A 23,727-nucleotide genomic window follows, 5' to 3' on the forward strand; every position below is an offset into this window, starting at 1 on the left:
TGGCCGGCTAGCGTCTGCGACCACTGGCGGCAAAGGCTTCCACCTTCTTGGTGGGCCCGGAGACGATCAGCAGGTCGCCGGGCCGCACGACGCTACCCGGCTTGCCGTGCTGGAAGTCCTCGTGCGCGCGCTTGATCCCGACGACCGTGACGCCGAACCGCTCGCGCACCAAGGACTCGGCGAGCGAAAGGTCGTGCGTCGCTGGCGGCGCCTGGATCTTGGCGATTGCAAAGCCGTCGTCGAATTCAATGTAGTCCATCATTCGCCCGCTGATGAGGTGGGCGACGCGCTCTCCCATGTCCGCCTCCGGGTAGACCACGTGATGTGCGCCGATGCGCTCGGCGATCTTGCCGTGCTCAGGCGTCATGGCCTTGACCCAGATATCCGGAATTTCCAATTCGGTCAGCGCCATCACGGTCATCAGGCTCGCGGCCAGATCGCCGCCGATACCCACGATGGCGTGCGAGAAGTCCGCCACGCCGAGCTGACGCATGGTCATCGCGTTGGTCGAATCGGCCTGGACTGCGTGGGTCAGCAGGTCCGCCCATGCATGCACCGGCTCGGCATCGCGGTCGATGCCCATCACGTCGTGCCCGAGTTGCATCAGGGAGTCAGCAACGGCACCACCAAAGCGCCCCAAGCCGATCACGACGACACTATCGCCCTTCGAGAAGGCGAACTGCTCTGTAAATAGCCTAGCCAACAACGGGATGCTCCTCTGGATAGCGGAACGGCATGCGATGCTCGCCCAGCGCAAGCGATGCGGCCAGTGTGATCGTTCCAACCCGGCCGACATACATCAGCACGACCAGCACCAGTTGGGCGGATTCAGGCAGTTCGGCAGTGATGCCGGTAGACAGGCCGACGGTTGCGAAAGCCGAGATCACCTCGAAGATTACCCTGTCGGTCGCGATCTCCGTGGTGTGCAGGATGAACACGGTGCCCGCCACGACCACTGCGCTGCTGAGGACGAGCACGGTGATGGCCTGACGCTGTGCCGAATGGCTGATCCGCCGACCAAAGGCCTCCGTGTCCATCCGGCCCCGGATCTCCGCGATGACCAGCAACACCAGGATCATTGCAGTGCCCACCTTGACGCCGCCGGCCGTGCCGGCACTGCCCCCTCCGATGAACATCAGGAAGTAGTGCAATCCGAGGCTTTCGTGCGTCAGCCCGCCGATGTCGATTGCATTGAAGCCAGCGGTGCGTGCCGAGACAGAGGCAAAGATCGCCGATAGCAGCTTGTCCCCGGCGGCCATGGGGCCGAGCGTGCGCGGGTTGGACCACTCGAAGCCAAGCAGCAGAATCGCGCCGCCTACCAACAGCACGGCCGTGCCTACGAGCGTAAGCTTGGTGTGCACCGACCAGCGGTGCGGGCTGGCGAACTTCCGGCGTAGGTCATGCAGGACAGGAAAGCCCAGACCGCCGATCACGATCGCCAGCATGATGGGGGCAAGGATGAAGACGTCGGTCGCATGGCGCACCAGCCCGTCTGCGTGGATCGAGAATCCCGCGTTGTTGAAAGCGGACACGGCGTGGAAGAGTCCGCTCCAGGCGGCATCGCCCCAGGGCAACTCGTAAGCGGTGCGCAAACGCAGCATCAAGGTCAGCGCCGCAAACAGCTCGACGATCAGGGTCACGATCAGCACGAGCTTGGCCACGCTGGTGATGTCGCCGATACCGACGGCGTGTGTTTCAGCCTGCGCGGTGAGCCGCGAGCGCAAGCGGAAAGATCGGTTGACCATGAGCCCGAGCAGCGTGGCGGCTGTCATCATGCCGAAGCCGCCGATCTGGAACAGCGCCATGATCACCCACTGCCCGAACGACGACCAGTAGGTGCCGGTGTCGACCGTCACCAGGCCCGTCACGCATACCGCCGATACCGAGGTGAACAGCGCGGTAAGCCAAGGCGTGGCGACAGCATCTGCGCGAGCGATCGGCAACATGAGCAGCCCGGTTCCGATCAGGACCGTGATCAGGAACGCGAGCGGAACGACACGAGCCGGGTGCTGGACCTCGCGAATCTTCAATTCGCACCATCCTTCGAGTCATGTTGCGGCGCGGAAAAACAGCGCACATCGGGTGCGAATCATACGCCCGGCTGGTGTGAATTGCCCGCGTCAAAATCTTCGTGCCGGTAAACGTGAAGCGGTGGATGGTGATGCGTAGGCCGCGCTCTCGGTTGCTTGAGGTCGTACGTGCGACAGGCTTGCGCACTGCTCATCCCGACGCGCACGGGCTCTACGGCAAGTTCGTGGTCGAAGCTGCCATTCTGGCGACAGGAACGCTTGGGAATTGAAAGACGGCCTGGTGGCCGGCTGCCGTTATTGGAAACCGCATCCTCATAGCTGCCGTTGATCGCGAGTCGAGGCAGATGGTGAGCGTCGGGTCAGGCCGAACTCCTGCTTCACCCCCCGCTTCCCCCGCCGCCAGCGCATACACATACGCCTCCACCCCTCGCCGCTGTCCAGCGTCGCCTTGGTCAGCACGCGCACGTAGTCCGCACCCTCGAATTCGCCCAGCGTCTTCCGGTGCTCCGTGAGCTTCACGGACTCGAAGACGTGCCCTTCGATGTCCTCGCTCGGCACCATCGCCGGAAAGCCGGATTACGCGAAGCCCCTGCCGGCCCTGATCAGCTTGCCCTTGACGCGCGCGGGCGACCCGGCGCCGCGGCGTGCAGGCCGCGCGCATCGCGGTCCGCCTAGCGGGTGACGATCAGCCTCAGCCCGAGCGCGACGAAGATCGAGCCGGCGATGCGGTCCAGCCACAGGCCCACGCGCGGCTTGCGCTGGAGCCACTGGCCGATGGCGCCGGCGAAGTAGCCGAGGAGGCCGAAGAGCAGGGCGGACTGCAGCGTGAATACCAGGCCCAGCAGCGCCATCTGCAGGCCGACGCTGCCTTGCGCCGGGACGACGAACTGCGGCAGGAAGGCGATGAAGAACAGCGCGACCTTGGGGTTGACGGCGTTGGCGAGCACGCCCTTGAGGAACAGCGCCGACAGCGGCTGGTCGGTGAACTCGGCGCGGCCGACCTGCGCGCCGCCGGTGCTGCGCAGGGCCTGGATGCCGAGCCACAGCAGATAGAGCCCGCCGACGACCCGCAGCGCGGTGAAGGCGGGCGGCGAGGCGGCGATCAGCGCGCTGACGCCGATCACCGCGAGCGCGGTGTGGCTCAGGCAGCCGAGCGCGCAGCCCAGGCCGAAGGCGATGCCGCGGCTGCGTCCCCTGGCCATGCCCATCGCCAGCACCATCAGGTTGTCCGGGCCGGGCGAGACGGTGACCACGACCGCGGCGAGCAGGAAGGCGAGGAACTGGTCGGGGGCGAGCATGGCGGTCGTGCGCGCCGCGTTCAGCGGGCGAGCGCGGCGCGGTTGTGGCGGATCGAGCTCCAGAACGCGGCGCCGATCAGCACCGCGCCGATCAGGCCGGTGATGGTCTCGGGGATGTGCACATGCACGCCTATGAACATGATCGCCGCCAGCGCGCCGATCGCCCAGAAGGCGCCGTGCTCCAGGTAGCGGTAGGCCTCCAGCGTGCCGCGATAGACCAGCATCAGCGTGAACGAGCGCACGAACATGGCGCCGACGCCGAGGCCGATGGCGATGATCGGCAGGCTGTTGGTCAGCGCGAAGGCGCCGATGACGCCGTCGAAGCTGAACGAGGCGTCGAGCAGCTCGAGGTACATGAAGCCGGCGAAGCCGGTCTTGGCGACGACCTTGCCGCCTTCGCCTTCCTCGCCGCCCATGATCGCGCCGATGCCATCGGCGAGGATGTAGACGATCAGCCCCCACACGCCGGCAACGATGAACTCCATGCGCCGCTCGGCGCCGTCGAGCCAGGCCGAACTGGCGAGGATGGCGAGCAGGGTGAACATGATCTGCGCCGCTTCCAGGCGGCCGAGCTGGGTCAGCGGGGCCTCGATCGGGGCGAGCCAGTGGGTGTCCTTGTTCACGTCGATGAAGAACTTGAGGAACACCATCATCAGGAAGGCGCCGCCGAAGGCCGCGATCTCGTGGTGTGCCGAGGTGAGGATGCGCGCGTACTCGTCCGGGTTGAACAGCGCCAGATCGACCACCGCCACCGGCCCGAGGTTGGCGACCACGCCGACGATCGCGAGCGGGAACACGATGCGCATGCCGAAGACGGCGATCAGGATGCCCCACAGCAGGAAGCGCTGGCGCCACTTCTCGTCCATGTGGCGCAGCACGGTGGCGTTGACCACCGCGTTGTCGAAGGACAGCGAGGTTTCCAGCACCGCGAGCACGGCGACGATGAAGACGGCCGGCCAGCCGTCGACCAGGTAGCCGCCGATGAGGCCGAGCACGGTGAAGCCGATCGACCAGGTGAAGTACTTGAGGTTCTGCATGGGGAGGGCGCGGGAAAAAGGTGCGCAATGTTAGCGCTTTCCCTTCGCGTGTGCTCCCCGCGCGCTCCCCGGTTGGAGATCGGCTTTCCCTGCGACCGCCTATGCTTCCTCGCCCAGATAGGCCGCGCGCACCTTCGGGTCCTGCAGCAAGGCGCTGCCGGTGCCGGTGAGCGTGATCCGTCCCGACTCCATGACGTAGCCGCGCTGGGCGAACTCGAGCGCGAGGTTGGCGTTCTGCTCGACGAGCAGGATGGTCACGCCCTCTCGTGCGACCGACTGCACGACCTCGAAGATCTTCTCCACCACCAGCGGCGCCAGACCCATGGAGGGTTCGTCGAGCAGCAGCAGGCGGGGGCGCGACAACAGCGCGCGGCCGATCGCCACCATCTGCTGCTCGCCGCCCGAGAGCGTCCCGGCGACCTGCGGCAGGCGTTCCTTGACGCGCGGCAGCATAGTGTAGACGCGCTCCAGGTCGGCCTCGATGGCGGCGGTGTCGTTGCGGCTGTAGGCGCCCATGCGCAGGTTCTCTTCCACCGTCAGGCGGGTGAAGATGCCGCGCCCCTCGGGCACCAGCGCGATGCCGGCGCGCAGGCGGCGGTGGGCGGGCAGGGCGTTGATGCGCTCGCCGCGGTATTCGATGTCGCCGCCGGCGATCGGCAGCACGCCGGCGATGGCGTTGAGCGTGGTCGTCTTCCCGGCACCGTTGGCGCCGATCAGGCACACGGTCTCGCCGGCGAGCAGTTCGAGATCGATGCCCTTGACCGCCTGGATGCCGCCGTAGGCGATCTTCAGCCCCTGCAGGCGCAGCAGCGGTGTGCCTTGTTCAGTGTGCATGCTTGCCTCCGCCCAGGTAGGCGGCAATCACCGCGTCGTCCTTCTGCACCACCGCGGGCACGTCCTCGGCGATCTTCTTGCCGAAGTCGAGCACCGCGACGCGGTCGCACAGGCCCATCACCAGCTTCACGTCGTGCTCGATCAGCATCACGGTGATGCCGTCATTGCGGATCTGCTGGATGAGCTGCTTGAGCTGCCCGGTCTCGGTGGCGTTCATGCCGGCGGCGGGTTCGTCGAGCGCCAGCAGCTGCGGTTCGGTGGCGAGCGCGCGCGCGATCTCGAGCCGGCGCTGGTCGCCGTAGGACAGGTTCTTGGACACCACGTCGGCGAAGCGCTCGATGCCGACATAGCGCAGCAGCTCGTAGGCGCGCTCGGTAGTCAGGCGCTCCTCCTCGCGGGTGAAGCGGCTCTGCAGCAGCACGCCCCACACGCCGGCCCGGGTGCGGATGTGGTGGCCGGCCATGACGTTCTCGAGCGCGGTGAGGTCGCGGAACAGGCGGATGTTCTGGAAGGTGCGGGCGATGCCGCGGCCGACGACCTTGTGCGGCTTGCCGGTGGGCAGCAGGCTGCCGTTGAACACGAACTCGCCGCCGTCGGGCGTGTAGGCGCCGGTGAGCACGTTGAAGAAGGTGGTCTTGCCGGCGCCGTTGGGGCCGATCAGGCCATAGACCTCGCCCTTGCGGATGGTCAGCGAGACGTCGGAGAGCGCCTGCAGGCCGCCGAAGCGCTTGCCGATGCTGCGGGCCTCGAGCAGGGTGATCACTTCGCGGCCTCCCGCTTCAGCGTGTTGCTCAGGTGATGGTTTAGGTGGCGGTCATGGCAGTAGCGTGCCCGCGCCGGAATCATTCCGGCCGGGCGCAGCAGCATCATCAGGATCATCGCCAGCGACAGCAGCAGCATGCGCAGCACCTCGGGGTCGAGCAGCACGTGGCCGAACAGCGTCTGCTGCAGCGGCACCGCGACGTCGCGCAGCACCTCGGGCAGCAGGGCGAGCACGAAGGCGCCGACCACCGCGCCGGCGATGTTGCCCATGCCGCCGAACACCACCATGGTCAGCACCGCGATCGACTCCATCAGGCTGAAGCTCTCCGGGCTGACGAAGCCCTGGAAGGCGCCGAACAGCGCGCCGGCCACGCCGCCGAAGGTGGCGCCGAGGGCGAATGCGAGCAGCTTCATGTTGCGGGTGTTGATGCCGATCGCCTTGGCGGCGAGCTCGTCGTCGCGCATCGCCGCCCACGCCCGGCCGATGCGCGAGATCTGCAGGCGCTGGATGAACAGGATCGAGGCGGCCACCGCGGCCAGGAAGAAGTAGTAGTAGAGGAACAGCGAGTTGATCGTGAAGTCCTCGCCGATGCGGATGTTGCGCGACAGGTCCCAGCCGAACAGGCTGATCGGGTCGATCATGTTGATGCCCTGCGGCCCGTTGGTGATGTTGACCGGGTAGTTCAGGTTGAGCATGAAGATGCGCACGATCTCGCCGAAGCCGAGCGTCACGATGGCGAGGTAATCCCCGCGTAATCGCAGCACCGGAAAGCCCAGCATCACGCCCGCGAGCGCGGCGAAGGCGGCGCCCAGCGGCAGGATCACCCAGAACGGCAGATGCACGTCGAAGTGCGGCGAGGCCAGAAAGGCGAAAGTGTAGGCGCCCACCGCGTAGAAGGCGATGTAGCCGAGGTCGAGGAGGCCGGCGAAGCCGACCACCAGGTTGAGCCCCAGCGCCAGCATCATGTACAGCAGCGCGAAGTCGAGGATGCGCACCCAGCTGCGGCCGAACTGCCAGGCGATGAAGGGCGCGGCGATGGCGACGATGATGATCAGCCAGCGCGCGGCGGTGGGGTTGCGCTTGCCCAGCCAGGGCACGGCGGCGACGAGTTCGTTCATGGTGCGCGCTCGCTCAGGCCCGGTCCGACACGCGTTCGCCGAGCAGGCCAGTGGGACGGAAGATCAGCACCAGGCCGAGGATGATGAAGGCGAAGATGTCCTGGTAGGAGGAGTTGAGGAAGCCGAAGGTGAGGTGCTCGATGTAGCCCGCGCCGAAGGATTCGACCAGGCCGAGCACGACGCCGCCGAGCATGGCGCCGCCGAGGTTGCCGATGCCGCCCAGCACCGCGGCGGTGAAGGCCTTGAGCCCCGGCATGAAGCCCATGCCGTAGTGGGCGATGCCGTAGTTGCTGGCGAACATCACCCCGGCCACCGCGGCCAGCGCCGCACCGATCACGAAGGTGAGGGCGATCACCGCGTTGGTGTCCACCCCCATCAGGCTGGCGACGCGGTGGTTCTCGGCGGTAGCGCGCATCGCACGCCCGATCCGGGTGCGATTGACGAGCAGCAGCAGGCCGCTCATCAGCAGCGCCGACACCACCACGATGGTGATCTGCACCGGGGTCACGAACACGCCGGGAATCGGCTGCAGCGGGGTGGTCGGGATCAGCTGCGGGAAGGTGTGGTAGTTGCGGCCCCAGATGATCATCGCCAGGGTCTGCAGCAGGAAGGACACGCCGATCGCGGTGATCAGCGGCGCCAGGCGCGGTGCGTTGCGCAGCCGTCGATAGGCGAGCCGTTCCATCGTGAAGCCGAGCAGCATGCAGATCACCATCGCCACCGCGAGCGCGATCGCCAGCATCACCAGCGGCGACATGCCGGGCGCCATGCCCATCAGGAACATCATGGTCTGCAGCGCGACCAGCGCGCCCACCATCAGCACGTCGCCGTGGGCGAAGTTGATCAGGCCGAGGATGCCGTAGACCATCGTGTAGCCGAGCGCGATCAGGGCGTAGACGCTGCCGATCACCAGCCCGTTGATGAATTGCTGGATCAGGGTTTCCATGCTGCCTTCTTGTTTTCGGGGGCCGCGGGAGCGTGTGCCGGCGGCGGACGCGGGACCGATCCCTGGTCCGCCGATGTGGGCGAAGTGCTTGGGACCGCCTCCCGCGCCCCGTTCAGGGGGCGCGGGAGGCGGTCAGGACGCTCAGAGCGGGACCCAGGCGCCATCCTTGAAGTTGTAGATCGTCACCGCGCCTTCCTTGATGTCGCCGTTGGCGTCGAAGGAGACGTTGCCGATCACGCCCGGGAAGTCGCTCTTCTTGAGCTCGGCCAGGTACTTGGCCGGCTCGACCGAATCGGCCTTCTGCATCGCGGTGATGATCGCCATCGCGGCGTCGTAGGCGTAGGGCGAATACACCTGCACGTCGGCGTTGAAGCGCTTCTTGTAGCGCTCGCGGAAGTCGGCGCCGCCGGGCATCTTCTCGAGCGGCAGGCCGGGCATCGAGCAGTAGGCGTTCGACGACATGCCGTCGCCGGCGAGCTTGATCATCTCCGGGCTGCAGCCGCCGTCGCCGGTGAGGAACTTGGCGGTGATGCCGAGCTGCTTCATCTGGCGCAGCATCGGGCCGGCCTGGGCGTCCATGCCGCCGTAGAAGATCACCTCGGGGTTGGTGGCGCGGATCTTGGTCAGGATGGCGTTGAAGTCGGTGGCCTTGTCGGTGGTGAACTCGCGTGCCACGACCTCGCCACCGGACCCCTTGACCGCCTTCGCGGTCTCGTCGGCCAGGCCCTGGCCGTAGGCGGTGCGGTCGTCGATGATCGCGACGCGCTTGGCGCCGAGCGCCCCGGTGGCGTACTTGCCCAGGCCGGCGCCCTGCTGCACGTCATTGGCGATGGTGCGGAACACGCCGTTGAAGTTCTGCAGGGTCAGCTTGGGGTTGGTCGACGCCGGCGACACCTGCGGAATGCCTGCCTGGTCGTAGATGCGCGAGGCCGGGATCGAGGTGCCCGAGTTGAGGTGGCCGATCACCCCCTTGACGCCCGCATCGACCAGACGCTGCGCCACCGTGGTGCCGGTGCGCGGGTCGGCCTGGTCGTCCTCGCCGATCAGCTCGAACTTCACCTTCTTGCCGCCGATGGTGATGCCCTTGGCGTTGGCCTCCTCGATGGCGAGGCGGCTGCCGTTCTCGAGATCCTTGCCCAGGTGGGACTGGTTGCCGGTCAGCGGGGCGGCCCCGCCCAGCTTGACGACCATTTCCGCGTGGGCGGCGGTCATGCCGATGCTCATCAGTGCGACTGCGACGACGGTTCTCTTCATGCTCTGGATCTCCGGGGTGATCGGGAATGGTGTTTGGGTGAAGCAGAAACGCGCTCGTATTGTGCCCAAAATCAGATGGCGTGCATGTGTAATTTTTATGGGCATATAACGAATGCGTGCCCGATGATCAAGCAGTTCCCGTGCCAGGTCGTGCAAGCGTGCTCCGCGGTGCGATGCGTCCGGCGCGCGCGGAGGGGGCGTTCTTGGACGGCCGTGCCCGCTTCAGGGCGTGGGGCAGCCGGCGATCCAGCCCTCGAGCGGATCCATGTCGAGCGGCAGCCCGTAGTGCGGCGCGCCATGCGTGGCGCACGCCGCGGCCTGCAACAGGGCGAGGGTCGCGTCGAGCAGATCGCCGCTTCCATCCTCGACCAGTGCCAGGCATTGCGCCGGGCTTGCCTGCAGGCCCAGTCGCGCCGGGGTGATGCCGTCGAGCAGCGCCTGGACCAGGCGCTGGCGCGCGCTCCGTCGCGCCGCGGTCTGCTTGCGGCGATCGTCGCTCTTGTACGACACGCTGCTGATCGTGCGCGCGAGCAGGCCGGGATAGGCCTCGACGGCGATGCGCTGCGGATCGCCCTCATGCATCCCGGGCACATGCACGCCGGCGGCGAGCAGGCGTGGCGCGCCTTCCAGGAACATCAGCCCGACCGGCGGGTTGACCAGCTTCAGCGGACTGTGCGAGCGCGCCGGCAGGTCGGTGGCGCGGTGGGCGTAGCGGCGGCCGACCGGGCGAGATTCGCGATAGGCGTCGAGCGCGGCGCGGAAGGCGGGTTTGCCGAGCCGCGCGCAGTGACCGACAAGGCTGGCCCAGTCCCCTGGCCAGCCGAGGTCGACGACCGCCTCGCGGGGAAGGCCGAAGGGGAAGTCGAAGGCGCCGATCCACGGGCCGGGACGGGCGAGCAGGGCCTCGAACGCCGGCCAGTCCGGGCAGGTCTCGAAGCCGTCGAGCACGACGCGTGTCTCCTGCAGGTGGCCGCGGGCGACGGTGATCGGCTTGGCGCGACGGGGCGCGGAGGTGAAGTCCACGCCGAACAGCAGCGGCCTCATTCCGGGCTCCTCGATGCGGCGCAAGCGGTGCGGCCCTCAGCGCGCACCGGCGCCCCGCGCCGCGCTGCAGATGGTGTTGAAGTGGATCGTCACCGTGTCCTCGATCGGCTGCGCGTAGCCGCCGGCCATCGCCACCGCGACCGGCACGCCGGCGGCGCTGCACGCGCCGAGCACGCGTTCGTCGCGCAGGCGCAGGCCGTCGATGCTCAGCGCGAGGCGGCCGAGGCGGTCGCCGGCGTAGGGGTCCGCGCCGGCGAGGTAGATCACCAGCTCAGGCCGGGCGCGCGTGAAGACAATGTCGAGCGCCGCGTCGAGCGCGGCGAGGTAGGCCTCGTCGCCGGTGTCGTCCGGCAGCTCGACGTCGAGGTCGCTCACCTGCTTGCGGAAGGGGAAGTTCTTGGCGCCATGCAGGCTGCAGGTAAACACCTCGGGGGTGTCGGCGAGGATGGTGGCGGTGCCGTCGCCCTGGTGCACGTCGCAATCGACGATCGCGATGCGTCCTGCGCGGCCCTCGGCGCGCATCGCCAGCGCGGCGATGGCGGCGTCGTTGAACACGCAGAAGCCCGAGCCGAAATCGCGGTGCGCATGATGCGTGCCGCCGGCGAGATTGGCCGCGCAGGCGCTGCCGCCCTCGCGCTCGAGCGCGCTGCGGCAGGCGGCCAGCGTGGCCCCGGCCGAGCGCCGCGAGCGCTCGACCATCGCAGCGCTCCACGGGAAACCGATGCGCCGCACTTCCGCGGCATCGAGCGTGCCGCCGGCGACGCGGGCGAGGTAGCCGGCGTCGTGGGCGCGCAGGATCTCGGTGTCGCTGGCGGCGGCGGGGACGCGGAAGTCGTCATCGGCGAACAGGCCGCTCTCGAGCAGGCGCGCGCGCAGGCGAGAGTACTTCTCCATCGGAAAGCGATGGCCCTCGGGCAGGGGCAGGACGAAATGGTCGGCGTAGTACAGCTTCAAGGTGGGCGGCTTCCGGTTGAGCCCGCTCGGGGCGGCGGGGGCGTCGGCGGGCGCTTCGTTCCCGCGCGCCTTGGGACCCGGCGCGCGGCATTCAGTTTCGAAGCTCAGACCTCGAGTGCGCGCACCTTCACCTTCCTGCCCTTGAGCTTGCCCGCCGACAGGCGGCGCACCGCATCGCGCGCGATCGCACGCTCGACGGCGACATAGGTGAGCTGGTCGGTGACGGTGATCTTGCCGACCTGCTCGCGTGCGAAGCCGGCCTCGCCGGTGAGCGCGCCGAGCACGTCCGCGGGGCGGATCTTGTCCTTGCGCCCGCCCAGGATCAGCAGGGTGACCATCGGCGCGAGCAGCGGCTGCGGGGCGTCGTCCTGCATCTCGTCGAGCGCGTGCCACTCGGGTTCGAAGCCCATCATCTGCGCGATCCCTGCGACTCGGCGCCTGTCCGCGCTGCTGCACAGGTTCAGCGCCCAGCCGTCCTCGTCGCCGCGGCCGGTGCGGCCGATGCGGTGGATGTGGATTTCCGGATCGGGGGTGACGTCGACGTTGATCACCGCTTCGAGCCGGGCAATGTCCAGCCCGCGGGCGGCGACGTCGGTGGCGACCAGCACCGAGCAGCTGCGGTTGGCGAACTGGATCAGCACCTGGTCGCGCTCGCGCTGCTCCATCTCGCCGTTGAGGGCGAGGGCGGCGAAGCCCTGGGCGCGCAGCAGCTCGACGAGGTCGCGGCATTGCTGGCGGGTGTTGCAGAAGGCCAGCGTGCTGAGCGGGCGGTAGTGGCGCAGCAGCCGTCCGACCGCCTCCAGCCGCGCGGCGTGCTCGACCTCGTAGAAGCGTTGGCGGATCTTGCCGTGGGCGTGCTGCTCGAGCAGCTTCACTTCCCGCGGCTGGCGCAGGAAGCGCGCGGCCAGTCGCGCGATGCCCTCGGGGTAGGTGGCGGAGAACAGCAGGGTCTGGCGTGCCGACGGGCAACGGCTGGCGACGAAGGCGATGTCGTCGTGGAAACCCATGTCCAGCATGCGGTCGGCCTCGTCCAGCACCAGGGTGTCGAGGGCGTCGAGCGCCAGGCTGCCGCGCTCGAGGTGGTCCATGATGCGCCCGGGCGTGCCGACCACGACATGGGCGCCGTGCGCCAGGCTCTCGCGCTGCGGCCGCATCGGCGTGCCGCCGCACAGCGACAGCACCTTGATGTTGGCCTCGAAGCGCGCCAGGCGGCGGATCTCCTGCGTGACCTGGTCGGCGAGCTCGCGGGTCGGGCACAGCACCATGGCCTGCACGGCGAGCTTGCGCACATCGAGCCGGGCGAGCAGCGGCAGGGCGAAGGCCGCGGTCTTGCCGCTGCCGGTCTTCGCCTGCGCGATGAGATCGTGCCCGGCGAGCGCCAGCGGCAGGCTGGCGGCCTGGATCGGGGTCATCGTCCGGTAGTCGAGCTGGCGCAGGGTGTCCAGCATGGCCGCGGAGAGGGGAAGGCCGTCGAAGGGCAGGCCGGGATCAGGCGCAGGGGGCTGCGCCAAGGTGTCGATCGGAGTGTGCGCGGGGCGCGGGGAGGAGGTGTCGGTGAATTCGGTCATGCGCAATTATCAGGCCTGATCCGAGAGCCGCCGCACAAAACTTTCCGCGGGCGGGGCGAACCGGCCCTTCCGAGGGGCGGGAACTTAGCGCGGCATCGCGCTTCAGATCCGGGTGCTTGTGGGAGCGACGGAAGTCGCGATGACAGCGCACGTGGCCAGGAAGCCATCGTCCTGGCCCGTGTTGCAGCCGCCCGCAGCAATGGCGTGCCTGAGATGCCCGCCCGCAGCACCCCGATTCCCGGCGCCGAAGGATCCACCCCCGCCCGCCTGTAATACACTCGACCTCCCCGACACAGAACACGACAACACGGTGCAGCCATGAGCCTCATCGAAAGCGTCCGCCCCCTCAAGGACAAGCTGACCGCCATCCGCCGCGACATCCACGCCCACCCCGAGCTCGCCTTCGAGGAGCACCGCACCGCCGAACTGGTGGCGCGCCATCTGGAGGCGCTGGGCATCGAGACCCATCGCGGCATCGGCGGCACCGGCGTGGTCGGCGTGGTGCGCGGCCGCCGCGGCCTGCGCGCGATCGGGCTGCGCGCCGACATGGACGCGCTGCCGATCACCGAGCGCAACGAGTTCGCGCACAAGTCCACCATCCAGGGCTGCATGCACGCCTGCGGCCACGACGGTCATACGACGATGCTGCTCGGCGCGGCCGAGGCGCTCGCCGCGCGCCGTGACTTCGACGGCATCGTCTATCTGATCTTCCAGCCCGCCGAGGAAGGCGAGGGCGGCGCGCCGGCGATGATTGCCGACGGCCTCTTCGAGCGCTTCCCGATGGAGGCGGTGTTCGGCATGCACAACTGGCCGGGCATGGAGGCGGGCAGCTTCGCCATCCACGCCGGCCCGGTGATGGCCAGCGCGGACCGCTTCGACATCCGCTTCACCGGCGTCGGCGCGCACGCGGCGATGCCGCACCTGGGCGTGGATCCGGTGGTGGCGGGCGCGGCCTTCGTGCAGGCGGCGCAGACCCTGGTGAGCCGCGTGCTCGACCCGATCGACGCCGGGGTGGTGTCGGTGACCCAGTTCCACGCCGGCGAGGCCTACAACGTGATCCCCGACCGCGCCGAGCTGTGCGGCACGGTGCGCACCTTCTCCGCCGAGGTGCGGGACCGCCTCGAGCGCGGCCTGCGCCAGGTGGCCGAGGGCATCGCGCAGAGCCACGGCGTGCAGGTCGATTTCGAGTTCCGCCGCGGCTATCCCCCGACCATCAACACCGCCGCCGAGGCCGCGCTGTGCGCCGAGGCCGCACGTAGCGTGGTCGGTGGGGACCGGGTGTTCACCGACCGCCGGCCGAGCATGGGCGCGGAGGATTTCGCCTATTTCCTGCAGGAAAAGCCGGGCGCCTACGTGTGGATCGGCAACGGCCCGGGCGAGGGCGGCTGCATGCTGCACAACCCCAACTACGACTTCAACGACGAGGTGATGCCGGCCGGCGTCGCCTACTGGTGCGCGCTGGTGCAGCGCCTGCTGGGCAGCGTGAAGTGAGCGCTGGCCGATGATGCGAACGCTGCGCCTCGCCCTGCGCATGATGCTGCGCGACCTGCGCGCGGGCGAACTGCACCTGCTCGGGCTGGCGATCGTGATCGCGGTGGCGAGCCTGACCAGCGTCGGCTTCCTTGCCGATCGTGTCGGGCGCGCGCTCGACCGCGAGGCCAATCAGCTGCTCGGCGGCGACCTGCTGCTGCGCGCCGATCGCCCGTGGCCGGAGGCCTTCGTCGACGCGGCGCGCGAACGCGGCCTGCAGACGGCGAAGACGGTGCTGTTCACCAGCATGGCGAGCACCGCAGAAACCGCGGCCTTGGGCGGGGTCAAGGTGGTGGAAGACGGCTACCCGTTGCGCGGCGCGATCCGCATCGCACCCGGACCCAACCAGCCGGACGCGCCTGCCGGGCGGGCGCCGGCGGCGGGCGAACTGTGGCTGGACGAGCGCCTGTTCGCCGAGCTCGGCGTCAAGGTCGGCGACACCGTCGGGTTGGGCGAAGTCGAGTTCCGCGTCGGCGCGATGGTCAGCTTCGAGTCCGACCGCGGCGCCAACTTCTTCAGCCTGCTGCCGCGGGCGATCTTCAACCTCGCCGATCTCGAGCGCAGCGGCCTGATCGCCGAGGGCAGCCGCGCCACCTGGCGCCTGCATGTCGCCGGTACGCCGCAGGCGGTCGAGGGCTACGAGAAATGGGTGCGCGCCAATCTCGGCCGCGGCCAGCGCGTGGAAACGGTCGAGAACGCCCGCCCCGAAGTGCGCGCCGCGCTCGACCAGGCCCAGCGTTTCCTGCGCCTGGCGGCGCTGCTCGCGGTGATCCTGGCCGCGGTCGCGGTCGGCCTGTCGGCGCGCCGCTTCATGGCGCGTCACCTTGACGGCTGCGCGGTAATGCGGGTGCTGGGCGCGCGTCAGGCGCAGGTGCTCGGGATCGTGGTCGGCGAGTTCCTGATCTTCGGCCTTGCCGCGGCGGTCGCCGGCAGCGCGCTCGGCTGGAGCGTGCAGTGGGGCCTGGCGGGCGGGCTGCGCGAGATCCTCGCCACCGAGCTGCCCGCGCCCTCGCTGCTGCCGCTGGCGCATGGGCTGGTGGTCGGCATGGCGCTGCTCGCCGGCTTCGTGCTGCCGCAGCTGCTGCGCCTGGGCAAGGTCAGCACGCTGCGCGTGCTGCGGCGCGAGTTCGAGTTCGCCGAGCCGGTGTCGGGCGCGGCCTGGGCGCTGGGCCTCGCGGCGCTGCTCGGGTTGATCTTCTGGATCGCCGCCGATGCGCGCCTGGGGGCGATGGTGGCAGCGGGCTTCGCGGTCGCACTCGGCGTGTTCGCGCTCGCGGCCTGGGGCGTGCTGCGCCTGGCCGGTCGGCTTAAAGGACAGGGCAGCCTGCGCGGCGGTGGCTGGCGCTACGGCATCGCCGCGCTCGGCCGGCGCATGGGCAGCAGCGTGATCCAGGCCGCCGCGCTCGGCCTCGGCATGACCGCGCTGCTGCTGCTCACCCTGGTGCGCGCCGACCTGCTCGACAACTGGCGGCGGATGGCGCCACCGGACGCGCCCAACCGCTTCGTCATCAACATCCAGCCCGACCAGCGCGCGGGCATCGCCGCCGCGTTCGCCACCGAAGGCCTGCCGGTGCCGGCGATCCAGCCGATGATCCGCGGCCGCATGGTGGCGATCAACGGCGAGGCCGTCGTCCCCGCGCAGTTCGAGGACGAGCGCACGCGCCGGCTCGCCGAGCGCGAGTTCAACCTGTCCTACGGCGCGGCGCTGCCCGCCGGCAACGAGGTGCAGGCCGGACGCTGGCATGACGAGGCGACCGTGCCCCAGTTCTCGGTGGAAGCCGGGCTGGCGCAGACCTTCGGGCTCGCGGTCGGCGACCGTGTGAGCTTCGAGATCGCCGGCCGGCGCGTCGAGGCGCCGATCACCAGCGTGCGCAAGCTCGACTGGGACTCGATGCGGGTCAATTTCTTCTTCATCGCTTCCGAGGGCGTGCTGGAGAACTACCCGGCGAGCCTGATCACCAGCTTCCACCTGCCGCCCGAGCGCCACGACTTCACCACCAGGCTGGTCGCCGCCTTCCCCAACCTCACCGTGATCGACATCGCCGCGGTGATCGCCCAGGTGCAGGCGATGACCGACAAGTTGATCGTGATCGTGCAGTTCGTGTTCGGCTTCGCGGTGCTCGCCGGGCTGGTCGTGCTCTACGCCGCGCTGCAGTCGACGCACGACGAGCGCGACTACGAGCTCGCCATGCTGCGCACGCTGGGTGCGCGCAACCGCCAGGTGCGCCAGGCGCTGTTCGCCGAGTTCCTGGTGCTCGGCGGGGTGGCCGGCGTGCTGGCCGGCATCGGCGCGAGCGCGATCGGCTGGGTGCTCGCCGAACAGGTCTTCCGCATGGCCTACGTGCCGGCGCTGCTGCCGGTCGTGGTGGCGGTGGTGCTGGGCGCGGCCGGTGTCGTGGCGGGCGGCTGGCTGGGCACGCGCGCGCTGCTGAACCGGCCGCCGCTGGCGAGCCTGCGTGCGCTGGGCTGACGGGTGGGCATGCTGCAACTGAGCCCATCCGAGATGCTGCTCGCCGGCCTGCTGGCCGCGGTGCTGGTGCTGCTGGCGTGGCTGCTGGTGCGCAGCTACACCAGCGGGCGCGCGCTGACGACACGGCTGACGACCCAGCTCGGCGACGAACTTTCCGAACTGATGGAGCAGCAGCTCGCCGCCCAGCACCGCGAACTGCTGCGCGACCTGCACGACGGCCTTGGCCGCCAGACCGACCGCATCGGCGAGCATGCGCGTGCCGACCGCGAGCTGCTGCAGCGTGGCCTCACCGCCGCCTCGCTGCAGCTGTCGCGCGGCATGCAGGCGCTGACGCAGAGCGTCGACGGCCGCCTCGACACCTTGTCCGGCCAGGTCAACCAGCGCCTGGACGAGGGCTTCCGCAAGACCAACGAGACCTTCGCCAGCGTGATGGCGCGCCTGGCGACGATCGACGAGGCGCAGAAGAAGATCGACGGCCTCACCACCAACGTCGTCAGCCTGCAGGAGCTGCTCGGCGACAAGCGCGCGCGCGGCGCCTTCGGCGAGGTCCAGCTCGAGGCCCTGGTGCAGAACGCGCTGCCGCCCGACGCCTACGCCTTCCAGGCGGTGCTGCCGAACAACACCCGCGTCGACTGCCTGCTGACCCTGCCGGCCCCCACCGGCAAGGTCGCGGTCGATGCCAAGTTCCCGCTCGAGAACTACCACCGCATGTTCGACACCGAGGCGGCCGAACTCGACCGCCGCGCCGCGCAGCAGGCCTTCCGCGCCGACGTGAAGCGCCACGTCGACGCCATCGCGTCCAAGTACATCCTGCCCGGCACCACCTCGGACGGCGCGGTGATGTTCCTGCCCGCCGAAGCGGTGTTCGCCGAGCTGCACGCCTACCACCCCGAGGTCGTCGCCTACGCGCAGGGCAGGCGCGTGTGGATCGTGTCGCCCACGACGCTGATGGCGGTGCTCAACACCGCGCGCGCGGTGCTGAAGGACGTCGAGACGCGCAAGCAGATCCACGTCATCCAGGACGCGCTCGGCAAGCTGGCGAAGGATTTCCGCCGCTTCGATGAACGCATGGCGGCGCTGGCGCGCCACATCGAGCAGGCCAGCCGCGACGTGCAGGACGTGCACACCTCCAGCCGCAAGATCACCGCGCACTTCCGCAAGATCGAGTCGGTGCAGCTGGAGGAGGACGATGCCGACACGCCCGGTGGCGCACCGGCGATCGAGGGCGGCGAAGCGACTGCGAATTACGCGCTGCCGGCGACCGACCGCCAGACTTGACCGGGAACAGGGACGCGCGCGCCGGACCTCCGTATGGTCCTGAAACCTTGAAATTTTTCACGAGATACCCGAACCGATGTCCTCGATTCCCTTCCCGATCCTCTTCATCATGGCGGTGTTCTTCGTCTTCTGGCTGATCCTGCGCAAGTTCCACCGCCTGGAGCAGAAGAAGCGATCGCTGCCCGACCTCAACGGCTACCTCTACGCCAACAACCAGACCGAGGCGCGTTGCCACGCCTGCGACGCGACCGAACTCAAGGACGAGGGGCTGACCCACGGCAAGGACGAGCGCCGTATCATCTCCTGCGCCCGCTGCAACACCATGCTCTACCGCTTCAACCCGCCGGAACAATCCACCTGAGCTGTACCGACAAGCACGGAAGGAGACCCTCGATGAATCTCGGAACCCCGCTGTCGCCGGCCGCCCTGCGCGTGATGCTGCTGGGCGCCGGCGAGCTCGGCAAGGAAGTCATCATCGCGCTGCAGCGCCTGGGTGTGGAGGTGATTGCGGTCGATCGCTATCCGAACGCACCCGGCCACCAGGTGGCGCACCGCGCCCACGTGATCCCGATGACCGACGGCGCCGCGCTGCGCGCGCTGGTCGAGCGTGAGCGCCCGCACTTGATCGTGCCCGAGATCGAGGCCATCGCCACCGACATGCTGGCCGAGATCGAGGCCGCCGGGCTGGCCGAGGTCATCCCCACCGCGCGCGCCGCCCAGCTCACGATGAACCGGGAAGGCATCCGCCGCCTGGCCGCGGAGGCGCTCGGCCTGCCGACCTCGCCCTACCGCTTCGCCGATTCGCTCGAGGAGCTGCAGGCGGCGATCGATGGCGGCATCGGCTATCCGTGCATCGTCAAGCCGGTGATGTCGTCCTCCGGCAAGGGGCAGTCGATGCTGCGCGGGCCGGAGGACGTGAAGAAGGCCTGGGACTACGCGATGCAGGGCGGCCGGGTGGCGCAGAGCCGCATCATCGTCGAGGGTTTCGTCGACTTCGAGTACGAGATCACGCTGCTCACGGTGCGGGCGCGCGACGCCGGCGGCGAGGTCCGGACGTATTTCTGCGAGCCGATCGGCCACGTGCAGGTCGCCGGCGACTACGTCGAGTCCTGGCAGCCGCAGGCGATGCGCCCGGCGGCGCTGGCGCGGGCGAAGGAGATCGCCGCGGCGGTGACCGGCAACCTGGGCGGGCGCGGGGTGTTCGGCGTGGAGCTGTTCGTGAAGGGCGACGAGGTATGGTTCTCGGAGGTCAGCCCGCGTCCGCACGACACCGGGCTGGTCACGCTGTGCTCGCAACGCTTCTCCGAGTTCGAGCTGCATGCGCGCGCCATCCTCGGCCTGCCGGTGGATACCGCGCTGCGCGAGCCGGGGGCGTCGGCGGTGATCTATGGCGGCGTCGATGCGCAGACGATGCGCTTCGAGGGCGTGGCCGAGGCGCTCGCGGTGCCGCGCAGCGACCTGCGCCTGTTCGGCAAGCCCGAGTCCTTCGTCAAGCGCCGCATGGGCGTCGCGGTGGCCAATGGCGCGGATGTCGCCGAGGCGCGCGAGCGCGCGAAACTGGCGGCGAGCCGGGTCAAGCCGGTCGCGCGCTGAGCGCATCCGCGCGCCCGGGCCGAGGCTTCAATCGGTCCGGTCGAAGGCGTCGACCAGGATCGGCGTCAGCGCATGGGTCGGCCCGAGCGGGGTGGCCGGCGGCTGCAGTCCGGCGACGAATCCGGCGGCTTCTAAGCGTTCGAGCAGCGCGGGGTTGTCGGCGATGACGTGCACCGGCACGTCCCAGGGCTGGTCGGGGCCGCTCACCGTGCCGATCGGCTGGTGGTCGCCGATCACGATCGTCACCAGGTTTGCGGGCGCGTGGCGGGCGAGATAGTCCCCAAGCCAGTCGAACTGGTAGCGCATCGAGTCGATGTAGGCGGGCAGCGGGTTCGACCAGCTCGTCGGCTCCGCTTCGGCCGCCTCCACCTCCTCGGCGCTGAAGGCCTCGGGGCCGAGCAGGCTCGTCCAGTCGGCGCGGAAAGGCGGCAGCGCGCGAAAAGGCGCGTGCGTGGTGACGGTCGGAAACACGATCAGCCGCGGCGGACGTGTGGGGCCGCCAGCGATCGCAGTCCGCCGGCCGGATGCGGCCAACTCGTCGGCCTTGTCCGCGTCGGCTGTCTTGCCCGCAGCCGCACCAGTACCAGACTCGGAGTTCGCGTCGTACGTGGTCTGGAAGTCCCCGCCGAATTCCTGCGCATGGATCAGCGCCATCGAGGCCTGGTCCGGGATGCGCCAGAAGCCGAAGGGCCGACCGCGGTAGCCGATGCGTTCGGCGTCGGCGTAGCGCTCGAAGCCGTAGAAGACGCCCTCCGGCCAGGCTAGCTGGATCCCCGGCAACCAGCCGACGGTGCGATAGCCGTTGGCCGCGAAGTGGCGTACCAGGGTGGGGCGGTCGGTGGTGAGCAGCAGCTGGTAATCGCCCGGGTCGCGCATGTCGAGGCCGGAGAGCAGGCTGGCATGGGCGAGCCAGGAGGCGCCGCCGAAGGTGGGCGACACCAGCCGTGCGGAGACCACCTGGCGGCCGCTGGCGGTGATCGCAGCGGCGAGCCGCGCGCGGTGGCCGCCCAGTTCGCGGGCGATCTCGGGGCGGTCGAGGGTCACCGCACCGTAGGCTTCGGCGAACACGATCAGCACGTCCGCGCCGCGCAGCCCGGCGAGCGTGCCGGCGAAATTCGGACCGGGGCCGAGACGCGCGGCGCCGGCGGTGCGCGAAAGGGCTGTCGACAGCAGCCGGTGCTGTTCGAGCACCATGGCGGTGACGGGCGCTGCGAAGAGCTGCGTCTGCGGTCGGCCGCTGACGGCCTGCGCCAGCCACAACACCAGGGTGACGCCCGCGAAGGCCAGCATCAGCCAGCGCCCGGGTCGCCCTTCCGCGCCGCGGGCGAGGAGGGCGACGCAGCGGCGCACGATCAGGTACAGGGCGGCGAGCACCAGGACGGCGCCGGCCAGCGCCAGGAGCACCTGGACCGTCGCGCCGGCGCTGCCGCTCATGTTGAGGACCGCGCCCAGGTGGGGTGCATCCCAGTAGAGATTGATGCGGCGCCCGAGCACGGCGGGCACGGTAACGTCGAGGTAGTGCAGCACCACCCACAGCGTGCCGATGACCGCGAGCAAGGTCTCCAGCCGGCGCGGCACCCGCGTTCGCACCACGGCCCAGGCGGCGATCAGCGCCACCGCGGGCGCGAGCTCGAGCGCGAGCCGCCATTCCAGCGCAGGCCACAGCGTCGGCCAGGCGTTGCCGTGGGCCAGCAGGAGGTTCAGCACGCCCAACGCGAGCGCGACGCCGGCCAGCGGACCGAGGCGCGAGCGCGGCGCGGGGTTCATGCGGCTTCCCGTGCGCGCCACGGTTCGCCGCGGTGCCGGCAGGCTATGATCGCTGGCGTCGACAGCCTCGCATGGAAACCGCAAGCATGATTGCCGAAACTGCTCTGCCCTGGTGGCAGGACCTCACGCCGCGCCAGATCGCCAGGATTGCCGATGCGGACGGTGTCGCGATCCTGCCGCTGGCGGCCATCGAACAGCACGGCGAACATCTGCCGCTGTCCACCGACCTCGACATCGCGCTCGGCCTGCTCGAGGCCGCCCTGCCCAAGCTCCGCCCGGGGCTGCCGCTGTGCGTGCTGCCGCCGCTCGCAGTGGGGCTGAGCCTCGAGCACTGTGCCTTCGCGGGAACGCTGAGCCTGAGCCCAGAGACCGCGCTCGCGAGCCTGGTGGAACTGGGCGACAGCGTGGCGCGCGCGGGTTTCCGGCGCCTGGTGCTGTTCAACAGCCATGGCGGCAACAAGGCCGTCGTCGACCTCGCCGCCCTGAAGCTGCGCGTGGCGCACCGGATACTGGTGGTGCGCGCGAACTATTTCCGCTTCGCGCCCCCGCCCGACGCGCTGCCCGCGGCCGAACTGCGCCACGGCCTGCATGGCGGCGCGCTGGAGACGGCGATGATGCTGCACCTCGCGCCGCACAAGGTGCGCACCGAGGCGATCGCCGACTTCGCGTCGATCGGCCGCGACATGGCCGCGCAGGCGGGCGTGCTCGGGCCGGAGGGCGAGGCCGGTTTCGGCTGGATGGCGCAGGACCTGAACGCGGGCGGCGCGACCGGCGACGCCCGCCTCGGCGATGCCGTCCTCGGCGCGCGTCTGGTCGATCACTTTGCGGGCACCCTCGCGCGCGTCATCGAGGATGCGCGCGATTTCGAGCTTGCAAGCCTGGTCGCGGCCGCGGGGCGTGCAGCGCCGGGAGGCTGACGCGGCAGTGCGGCGGGCTCCGCTGCCTGCTTCGCCGGGCTCCCGCATCACCATGGTCGCCGCCGGATCGGCACGCTCAGAGGTGGCTGGCGGCGCCCGGCGCTGGCAGGCGCTCGGGTTCGGCCGAGGCCGGCTCGTCCTGCTCCGAGAGCAGCTCGTGCAGCCAGTGGCCATGGCGATTGGCCTTGGTGCGCAGGTAGCGCTGATTCTGGGTCGTGACCTCGCCGTAGATCGCCTGGCGGGCGACGACGTTGATGCCCGCGTGCTGCAGGGCCTCGACCTTGCTCGGGTTGTTGGTCAGCAGCAGAACCTTCTGCACGCCGAGCTGGTCGAGCATCTCGTGGGCGACGCGGAAGTCGCGTTCGTCCTTGGAAAAGCCGATCACCTGGTCGGCGTCGATGGTGTCCAGGCCCTCGTCCTGCAGCCCGTAGGCGCGCAGCTTGTTGGCCAGTCCGATGCCGCGGCCCTCCTGCGACAGGTAGAGCAGGATGCCGCCGCCCTGGGCGTCGATCGCGGCCACACCGCGGCGCAGCTGCTCGCCGCAATCGCAGCGCAGGCTGCCGAAGAGGTCGCCGGTGAGGCAGGACGAGTGCAGGCGCACCGGCACCGCCTCGGGCCAGCGGGTGGCGTCGCCGATGACGATCGCCACGTGTTCGTGCACGCCGTCGGCCTCGCGGAAGAGCACGAAGCGGCTGTTCTCGGCTTCGGCGAGCGGGACGCGGGCTTCGCTGATGCGGGTGAGGGCGCCCGGACCGGTCTCGCACAAGCGCAGCGCCTCGGCGGCGCCGACGGCGAGCAGGTTGCCGCTGGCCACCTCGGCGGCCACGACCTCGGCTTGCGCGGGGGCCACGGTGCAGGCGAGTGCGGCGGGGACGAGCTGGGCGCGGCCGAGCAGGCGCAGGGCGGTGCGTTCGGCCGCGGTGGCCGGGGTTTCGGTGCTGCCGGCGGGCAGGGTGGCACCGCGCATCCACGCGAGATCGCGCAGGGTTTGGGCCGAGGGCAGCGGCGACAGGGTGAGCGCGCGCGCCTCGGGGGCGCCGCGGTGGCCGAGGGCGGCCATGCGATGCTGGCTGAGCACCAGCCGCGCGGGCGAGCCGCTCAGGGATTGGAGCGCGGCGAGCGCGTCGTCATCGAGGCCCTCGACCGCCTGGATCACGATGTCGCCGGCGGGTTGGCGAAGCAGGACCGGAAGTCCGCGTCGCAGGTCGAAGAGGGCACGCTCGGCTTGGCGCATTTGTTTTTCTCCGTCGGGATGAGTACGGTCGCCCGCGCGCGATGTGCATTCGGTGCGAGCTGCGCGGGTGCAGACCGTATTTTAAGGAATGA

Annotated in this window: 20 protein-coding genes; 6 read left to right on the top strand and 14 right to left on the bottom strand. The window is 69.7% G+C overall.

Translation table 11 applies throughout. The annotated features are described in order from the left end of the window. Nucleotides 1-7 precede the first annotated feature (7 nt). The 12 genes from CKCBHOJB_RS09035 to dbpA form a co-directional block, all read right to left on the bottom strand. Nucleotides 8-703, bottom strand: a complete 696-nt coding sequence (locus tag CKCBHOJB_RS09035) for a TrkA family potassium uptake protein (protein ID WP_281048357.1) — start codon at nt 701-703, stop codon at nt 8-10. Next, a complete protein-coding gene (locus CKCBHOJB_RS09040) occupies nt 696-2,030 on the bottom strand; it encodes a potassium transporter TrkG (protein WP_281048358.1) in 1,335 nt (444 codons plus the stop codon). Before CKCBHOJB_RS09040 ends, CKCBHOJB_RS09035 begins: the two co-directional genes overlap by 8 nt. A gap of 671 nt (nt 2,031-2,701) precedes the next feature. Beyond that, on the bottom strand, nt 2,702-3,328 hold the full coding sequence (locus tag CKCBHOJB_RS09045; protein ID WP_281048359.1) for a LysE family translocator: 627 nt from the start codon (nt 3,326-3,328) through the stop codon (nt 2,702-2,704). 20 nt (nt 3,329-3,348) lie between these two features. Beyond that, nucleotides 3,349-4,365 (bottom strand): DUF475 domain-containing protein, encoded by a 1,017-nt coding sequence (locus CKCBHOJB_RS09050; protein ID WP_281048360.1) that lies wholly within the window; start codon nt 4,363-4,365, stop codon nt 3,349-3,351. Between the two features lie 99 nt (nt 4,366-4,464). After that, the gene (locus CKCBHOJB_RS09055) at nt 4,465-5,199 is read right to left on the bottom strand and encodes an ABC transporter ATP-binding protein (protein ID WP_281048361.1); all 735 of its coding nucleotides are present in this window, start codon (nt 5,197-5,199) and stop codon (nt 4,465-4,467) included. Then, complete coding sequence (locus tag CKCBHOJB_RS09060; RefSeq protein WP_281048362.1) at nt 5,189-5,962, bottom strand: ABC transporter ATP-binding protein; 774 nt, start codon at nt 5,960-5,962, stop codon at nt 5,189-5,191. Before CKCBHOJB_RS09060 ends, CKCBHOJB_RS09055 begins: the two co-directional genes overlap by 11 nt. After that, the gene (locus tag CKCBHOJB_RS09065; RefSeq protein ID WP_281048363.1) at nt 5,959-7,080 is read right to left on the bottom strand and encodes an ABC transporter ATP-binding protein; all 1,122 of its coding nucleotides are present in this window, start codon (nt 7,078-7,080) and stop codon (nt 5,959-5,961) included. Before CKCBHOJB_RS09065 ends, CKCBHOJB_RS09060 begins: the two co-directional genes overlap by 4 nt. A 13-nt stretch (nt 7,081-7,093) precedes the next feature. Then, nucleotides 7,094-8,026: a branched-chain amino acid ABC transporter permease gene (locus tag CKCBHOJB_RS09070; RefSeq protein ID WP_281048364.1), complete on the bottom strand. Its 933-nt coding sequence runs from the start codon at nt 8,024-8,026 to the stop codon at nt 7,094-7,096. A 141-nt stretch (nt 8,027-8,167) separates the two neighbouring features. Then, nucleotides 8,168-9,280, bottom strand: a complete 1,113-nt coding sequence (locus CKCBHOJB_RS09075) for a branched-chain amino acid ABC transporter substrate-binding protein (protein WP_281048365.1) — start codon at nt 9,278-9,280, stop codon at nt 8,168-8,170. A gap of 222 nt (nt 9,281-9,502) precedes the next feature. Beyond that, nucleotides 9,503-10,324 carry a DUF429 domain-containing protein gene (locus CKCBHOJB_RS09080; protein WP_281048366.1) on the bottom strand — a complete coding sequence of 274 codons (822 nt, stop codon included), beginning with the start codon at nt 10,322-10,324 and terminating at the stop codon, nt 9,503-9,505. Nucleotides 10,325-10,360: 36 nt separating this feature from the next. Further along, entirely contained in the window at nt 10,361-11,278 is a 918-nt protein-coding gene (locus tag CKCBHOJB_RS09085) for a histone deacetylase (protein WP_281048367.1), read from the bottom strand. Between the two features lie 104 nt (nt 11,279-11,382). Then, complete coding sequence (gene dbpA, locus CKCBHOJB_RS09090; RefSeq protein ID WP_281051664.1) at nt 11,383-12,726, bottom strand: ATP-dependent RNA helicase DbpA; 1,344 nt, start codon at nt 12,724-12,726, stop codon at nt 11,383-11,385. A gap of 438 nt (nt 12,727-13,164) precedes the next feature. Between dbpA and CKCBHOJB_RS09095 the strand changes: the two genes are divergently transcribed. From CKCBHOJB_RS09095 to purT, 5 genes are all read left to right on the top strand, one after another. Beyond that, a complete protein-coding gene (locus CKCBHOJB_RS09095; RefSeq protein ID WP_281048368.1) occupies nt 13,165-14,337 on the top strand; it encodes a M20 aminoacylase family protein in 1,173 nt (390 codons plus the stop codon). A gap of 10 nt (nt 14,338-14,347) precedes the next feature. After that, on the top strand, nt 14,348-16,846 hold the full coding sequence (locus CKCBHOJB_RS09100) for an FtsX-like permease family protein (RefSeq protein WP_281048369.1): 2,499 nt from the start codon (nt 14,348-14,350) through the stop codon (nt 16,844-16,846). A gap of 9 nt (nt 16,847-16,855) precedes the next feature. Next, a complete protein-coding gene (locus tag CKCBHOJB_RS09105) occupies nt 16,856-18,124 on the top strand; it encodes a DNA recombination protein RmuC (protein ID WP_281048370.1) in 1,269 nt (422 codons plus the stop codon). Nucleotides 18,125-18,200: 76 nt separating this feature from the next. Continuing rightward, nucleotides 18,201-18,485, top strand: a complete 285-nt coding sequence (locus CKCBHOJB_RS09110; protein ID WP_281048371.1) for a hypothetical protein — start codon at nt 18,201-18,203, stop codon at nt 18,483-18,485. Between the two features lie 32 nt (nt 18,486-18,517). Then, nucleotides 18,518-19,717, top strand: coding sequence for a formate-dependent phosphoribosylglycinamide formyltransferase (gene purT, locus CKCBHOJB_RS09115; protein WP_281048372.1), 1,200 nt, complete (start codon nt 18,518-18,520; stop codon nt 19,715-19,717). Between the two features lie 27 nt (nt 19,718-19,744). Here the strand turns inward: purT and CKCBHOJB_RS09120 are convergent, their stop codons facing one another. Then, nucleotides 19,745-21,484 carry a hypothetical protein gene (locus CKCBHOJB_RS09120; RefSeq protein WP_281048373.1) on the bottom strand — a complete coding sequence of 580 codons (1,740 nt, stop codon included), beginning with the start codon at nt 21,482-21,484 and terminating at the stop codon, nt 19,745-19,747. Nucleotides 21,485-21,570: 86 nt separating this feature from the next. Here CKCBHOJB_RS09120 and CKCBHOJB_RS09125 point away from each other — a divergent pair, with 86 nt between their 5' ends. Further along, nucleotides 21,571-22,401, top strand: coding sequence for a creatininase family protein (locus CKCBHOJB_RS09125; protein WP_281048374.1), 831 nt, complete (start codon nt 21,571-21,573; stop codon nt 22,399-22,401). A gap of 76 nt (nt 22,402-22,477) precedes the next feature. On the opposite strand, the gene ribA is transcribed toward CKCBHOJB_RS09125, so the two are convergent. Continuing rightward, the gene (ribA, locus tag CKCBHOJB_RS09130; protein WP_281048375.1) at nt 22,478-23,635 is read right to left on the bottom strand and encodes a GTP cyclohydrolase II; all 1,158 of its coding nucleotides are present in this window, start codon (nt 23,633-23,635) and stop codon (nt 22,478-22,480) included. Nucleotides 23,636-23,727 lie beyond the last annotated feature (92 nt).

This window comes from Thauera sp. GDN1 (genome assembly GCF_029223545.1).
In the GTDB taxonomy this organism is placed as follows: domain Bacteria; phylum Pseudomonadota; class Gammaproteobacteria; order Burkholderiales; family Rhodocyclaceae; genus Thauera.

Coding starts and splice junctions, on each gene's coding strand:
- CKCBHOJB_RS09045 (WP_281048359.1), bottom strand. CDS start 3,328: ATGCTCGCCCCCGACCAGTTCCTCGCCTTCCTGCTCGCCGCGGTCGTG.
- CKCBHOJB_RS09050 (WP_281048360.1), bottom strand. CDS start 4,365: ATGCAGAACCTCAAGTACTTCACCTGGTCGATCGGCTTCACCGTGCTC.
- CKCBHOJB_RS09055 (WP_281048361.1), bottom strand. CDS start 5,199: ATGCACACTGAACAAGGCACACCGCTGCTGCGCCTGCAGGGGCTGAAG.
- CKCBHOJB_RS09065 (WP_281048363.1), bottom strand. CDS start 7,080: ATGAACGAACTCGTCGCCGCCGTGCCCTGGCTGGGCAAGCGCAACCCC.
- CKCBHOJB_RS09070 (WP_281048364.1), bottom strand. CDS start 8,026: ATGGAAACCCTGATCCAGCAATTCATCAACGGGCTGGTGATCGGCAGC.
- CKCBHOJB_RS09075 (WP_281048365.1), bottom strand. CDS start 9,280: ATGAAGAGAACCGTCGTCGCAGTCGCACTGATGAGCATCGGCATGACC.
- CKCBHOJB_RS09080 (WP_281048366.1), bottom strand. CDS start 10,324: ATGAGGCCGCTGCTGTTCGGCGTGGACTTCACCTCCGCGCCCCGTCGC.
- dbpA (WP_281051664.1), bottom strand. CDS start 12,726: ATGCTGGACACCCTGCGCCAGCTCGACTACCGGACGATGACCCCGATC.
- CKCBHOJB_RS09095 (WP_281048368.1), top strand. CDS start 13,165: ATGAGCCTCATCGAAAGCGTCCGCCCCCTCAAGGACAAGCTGACCGCC.
- CKCBHOJB_RS09100 (WP_281048369.1), top strand. CDS start 14,348: ATGATGCGAACGCTGCGCCTCGCCCTGCGCATGATGCTGCGCGACCTG.
- CKCBHOJB_RS09105 (WP_281048370.1), top strand. CDS start 16,856: ATGCTGCAACTGAGCCCATCCGAGATGCTGCTCGCCGGCCTGCTGGCC.
- CKCBHOJB_RS09110 (WP_281048371.1), top strand. CDS start 18,201: ATGTCCTCGATTCCCTTCCCGATCCTCTTCATCATGGCGGTGTTCTTC.
- purT (WP_281048372.1), top strand. CDS start 18,518: ATGAATCTCGGAACCCCGCTGTCGCCGGCCGCCCTGCGCGTGATGCTG.
- CKCBHOJB_RS09120 (WP_281048373.1), bottom strand. CDS start 21,484: ATGAACCCCGCGCCGCGCTCGCGCCTCGGTCCGCTGGCCGGCGTCGCG.
- CKCBHOJB_RS09125 (WP_281048374.1), top strand. CDS start 21,571: ATGATTGCCGAAACTGCTCTGCCCTGGTGGCAGGACCTCACGCCGCGC.
- ribA (WP_281048375.1), bottom strand. CDS start 23,635: ATGCGCCAAGCCGAGCGTGCCCTCTTCGACCTGCGACGCGGACTTCCG.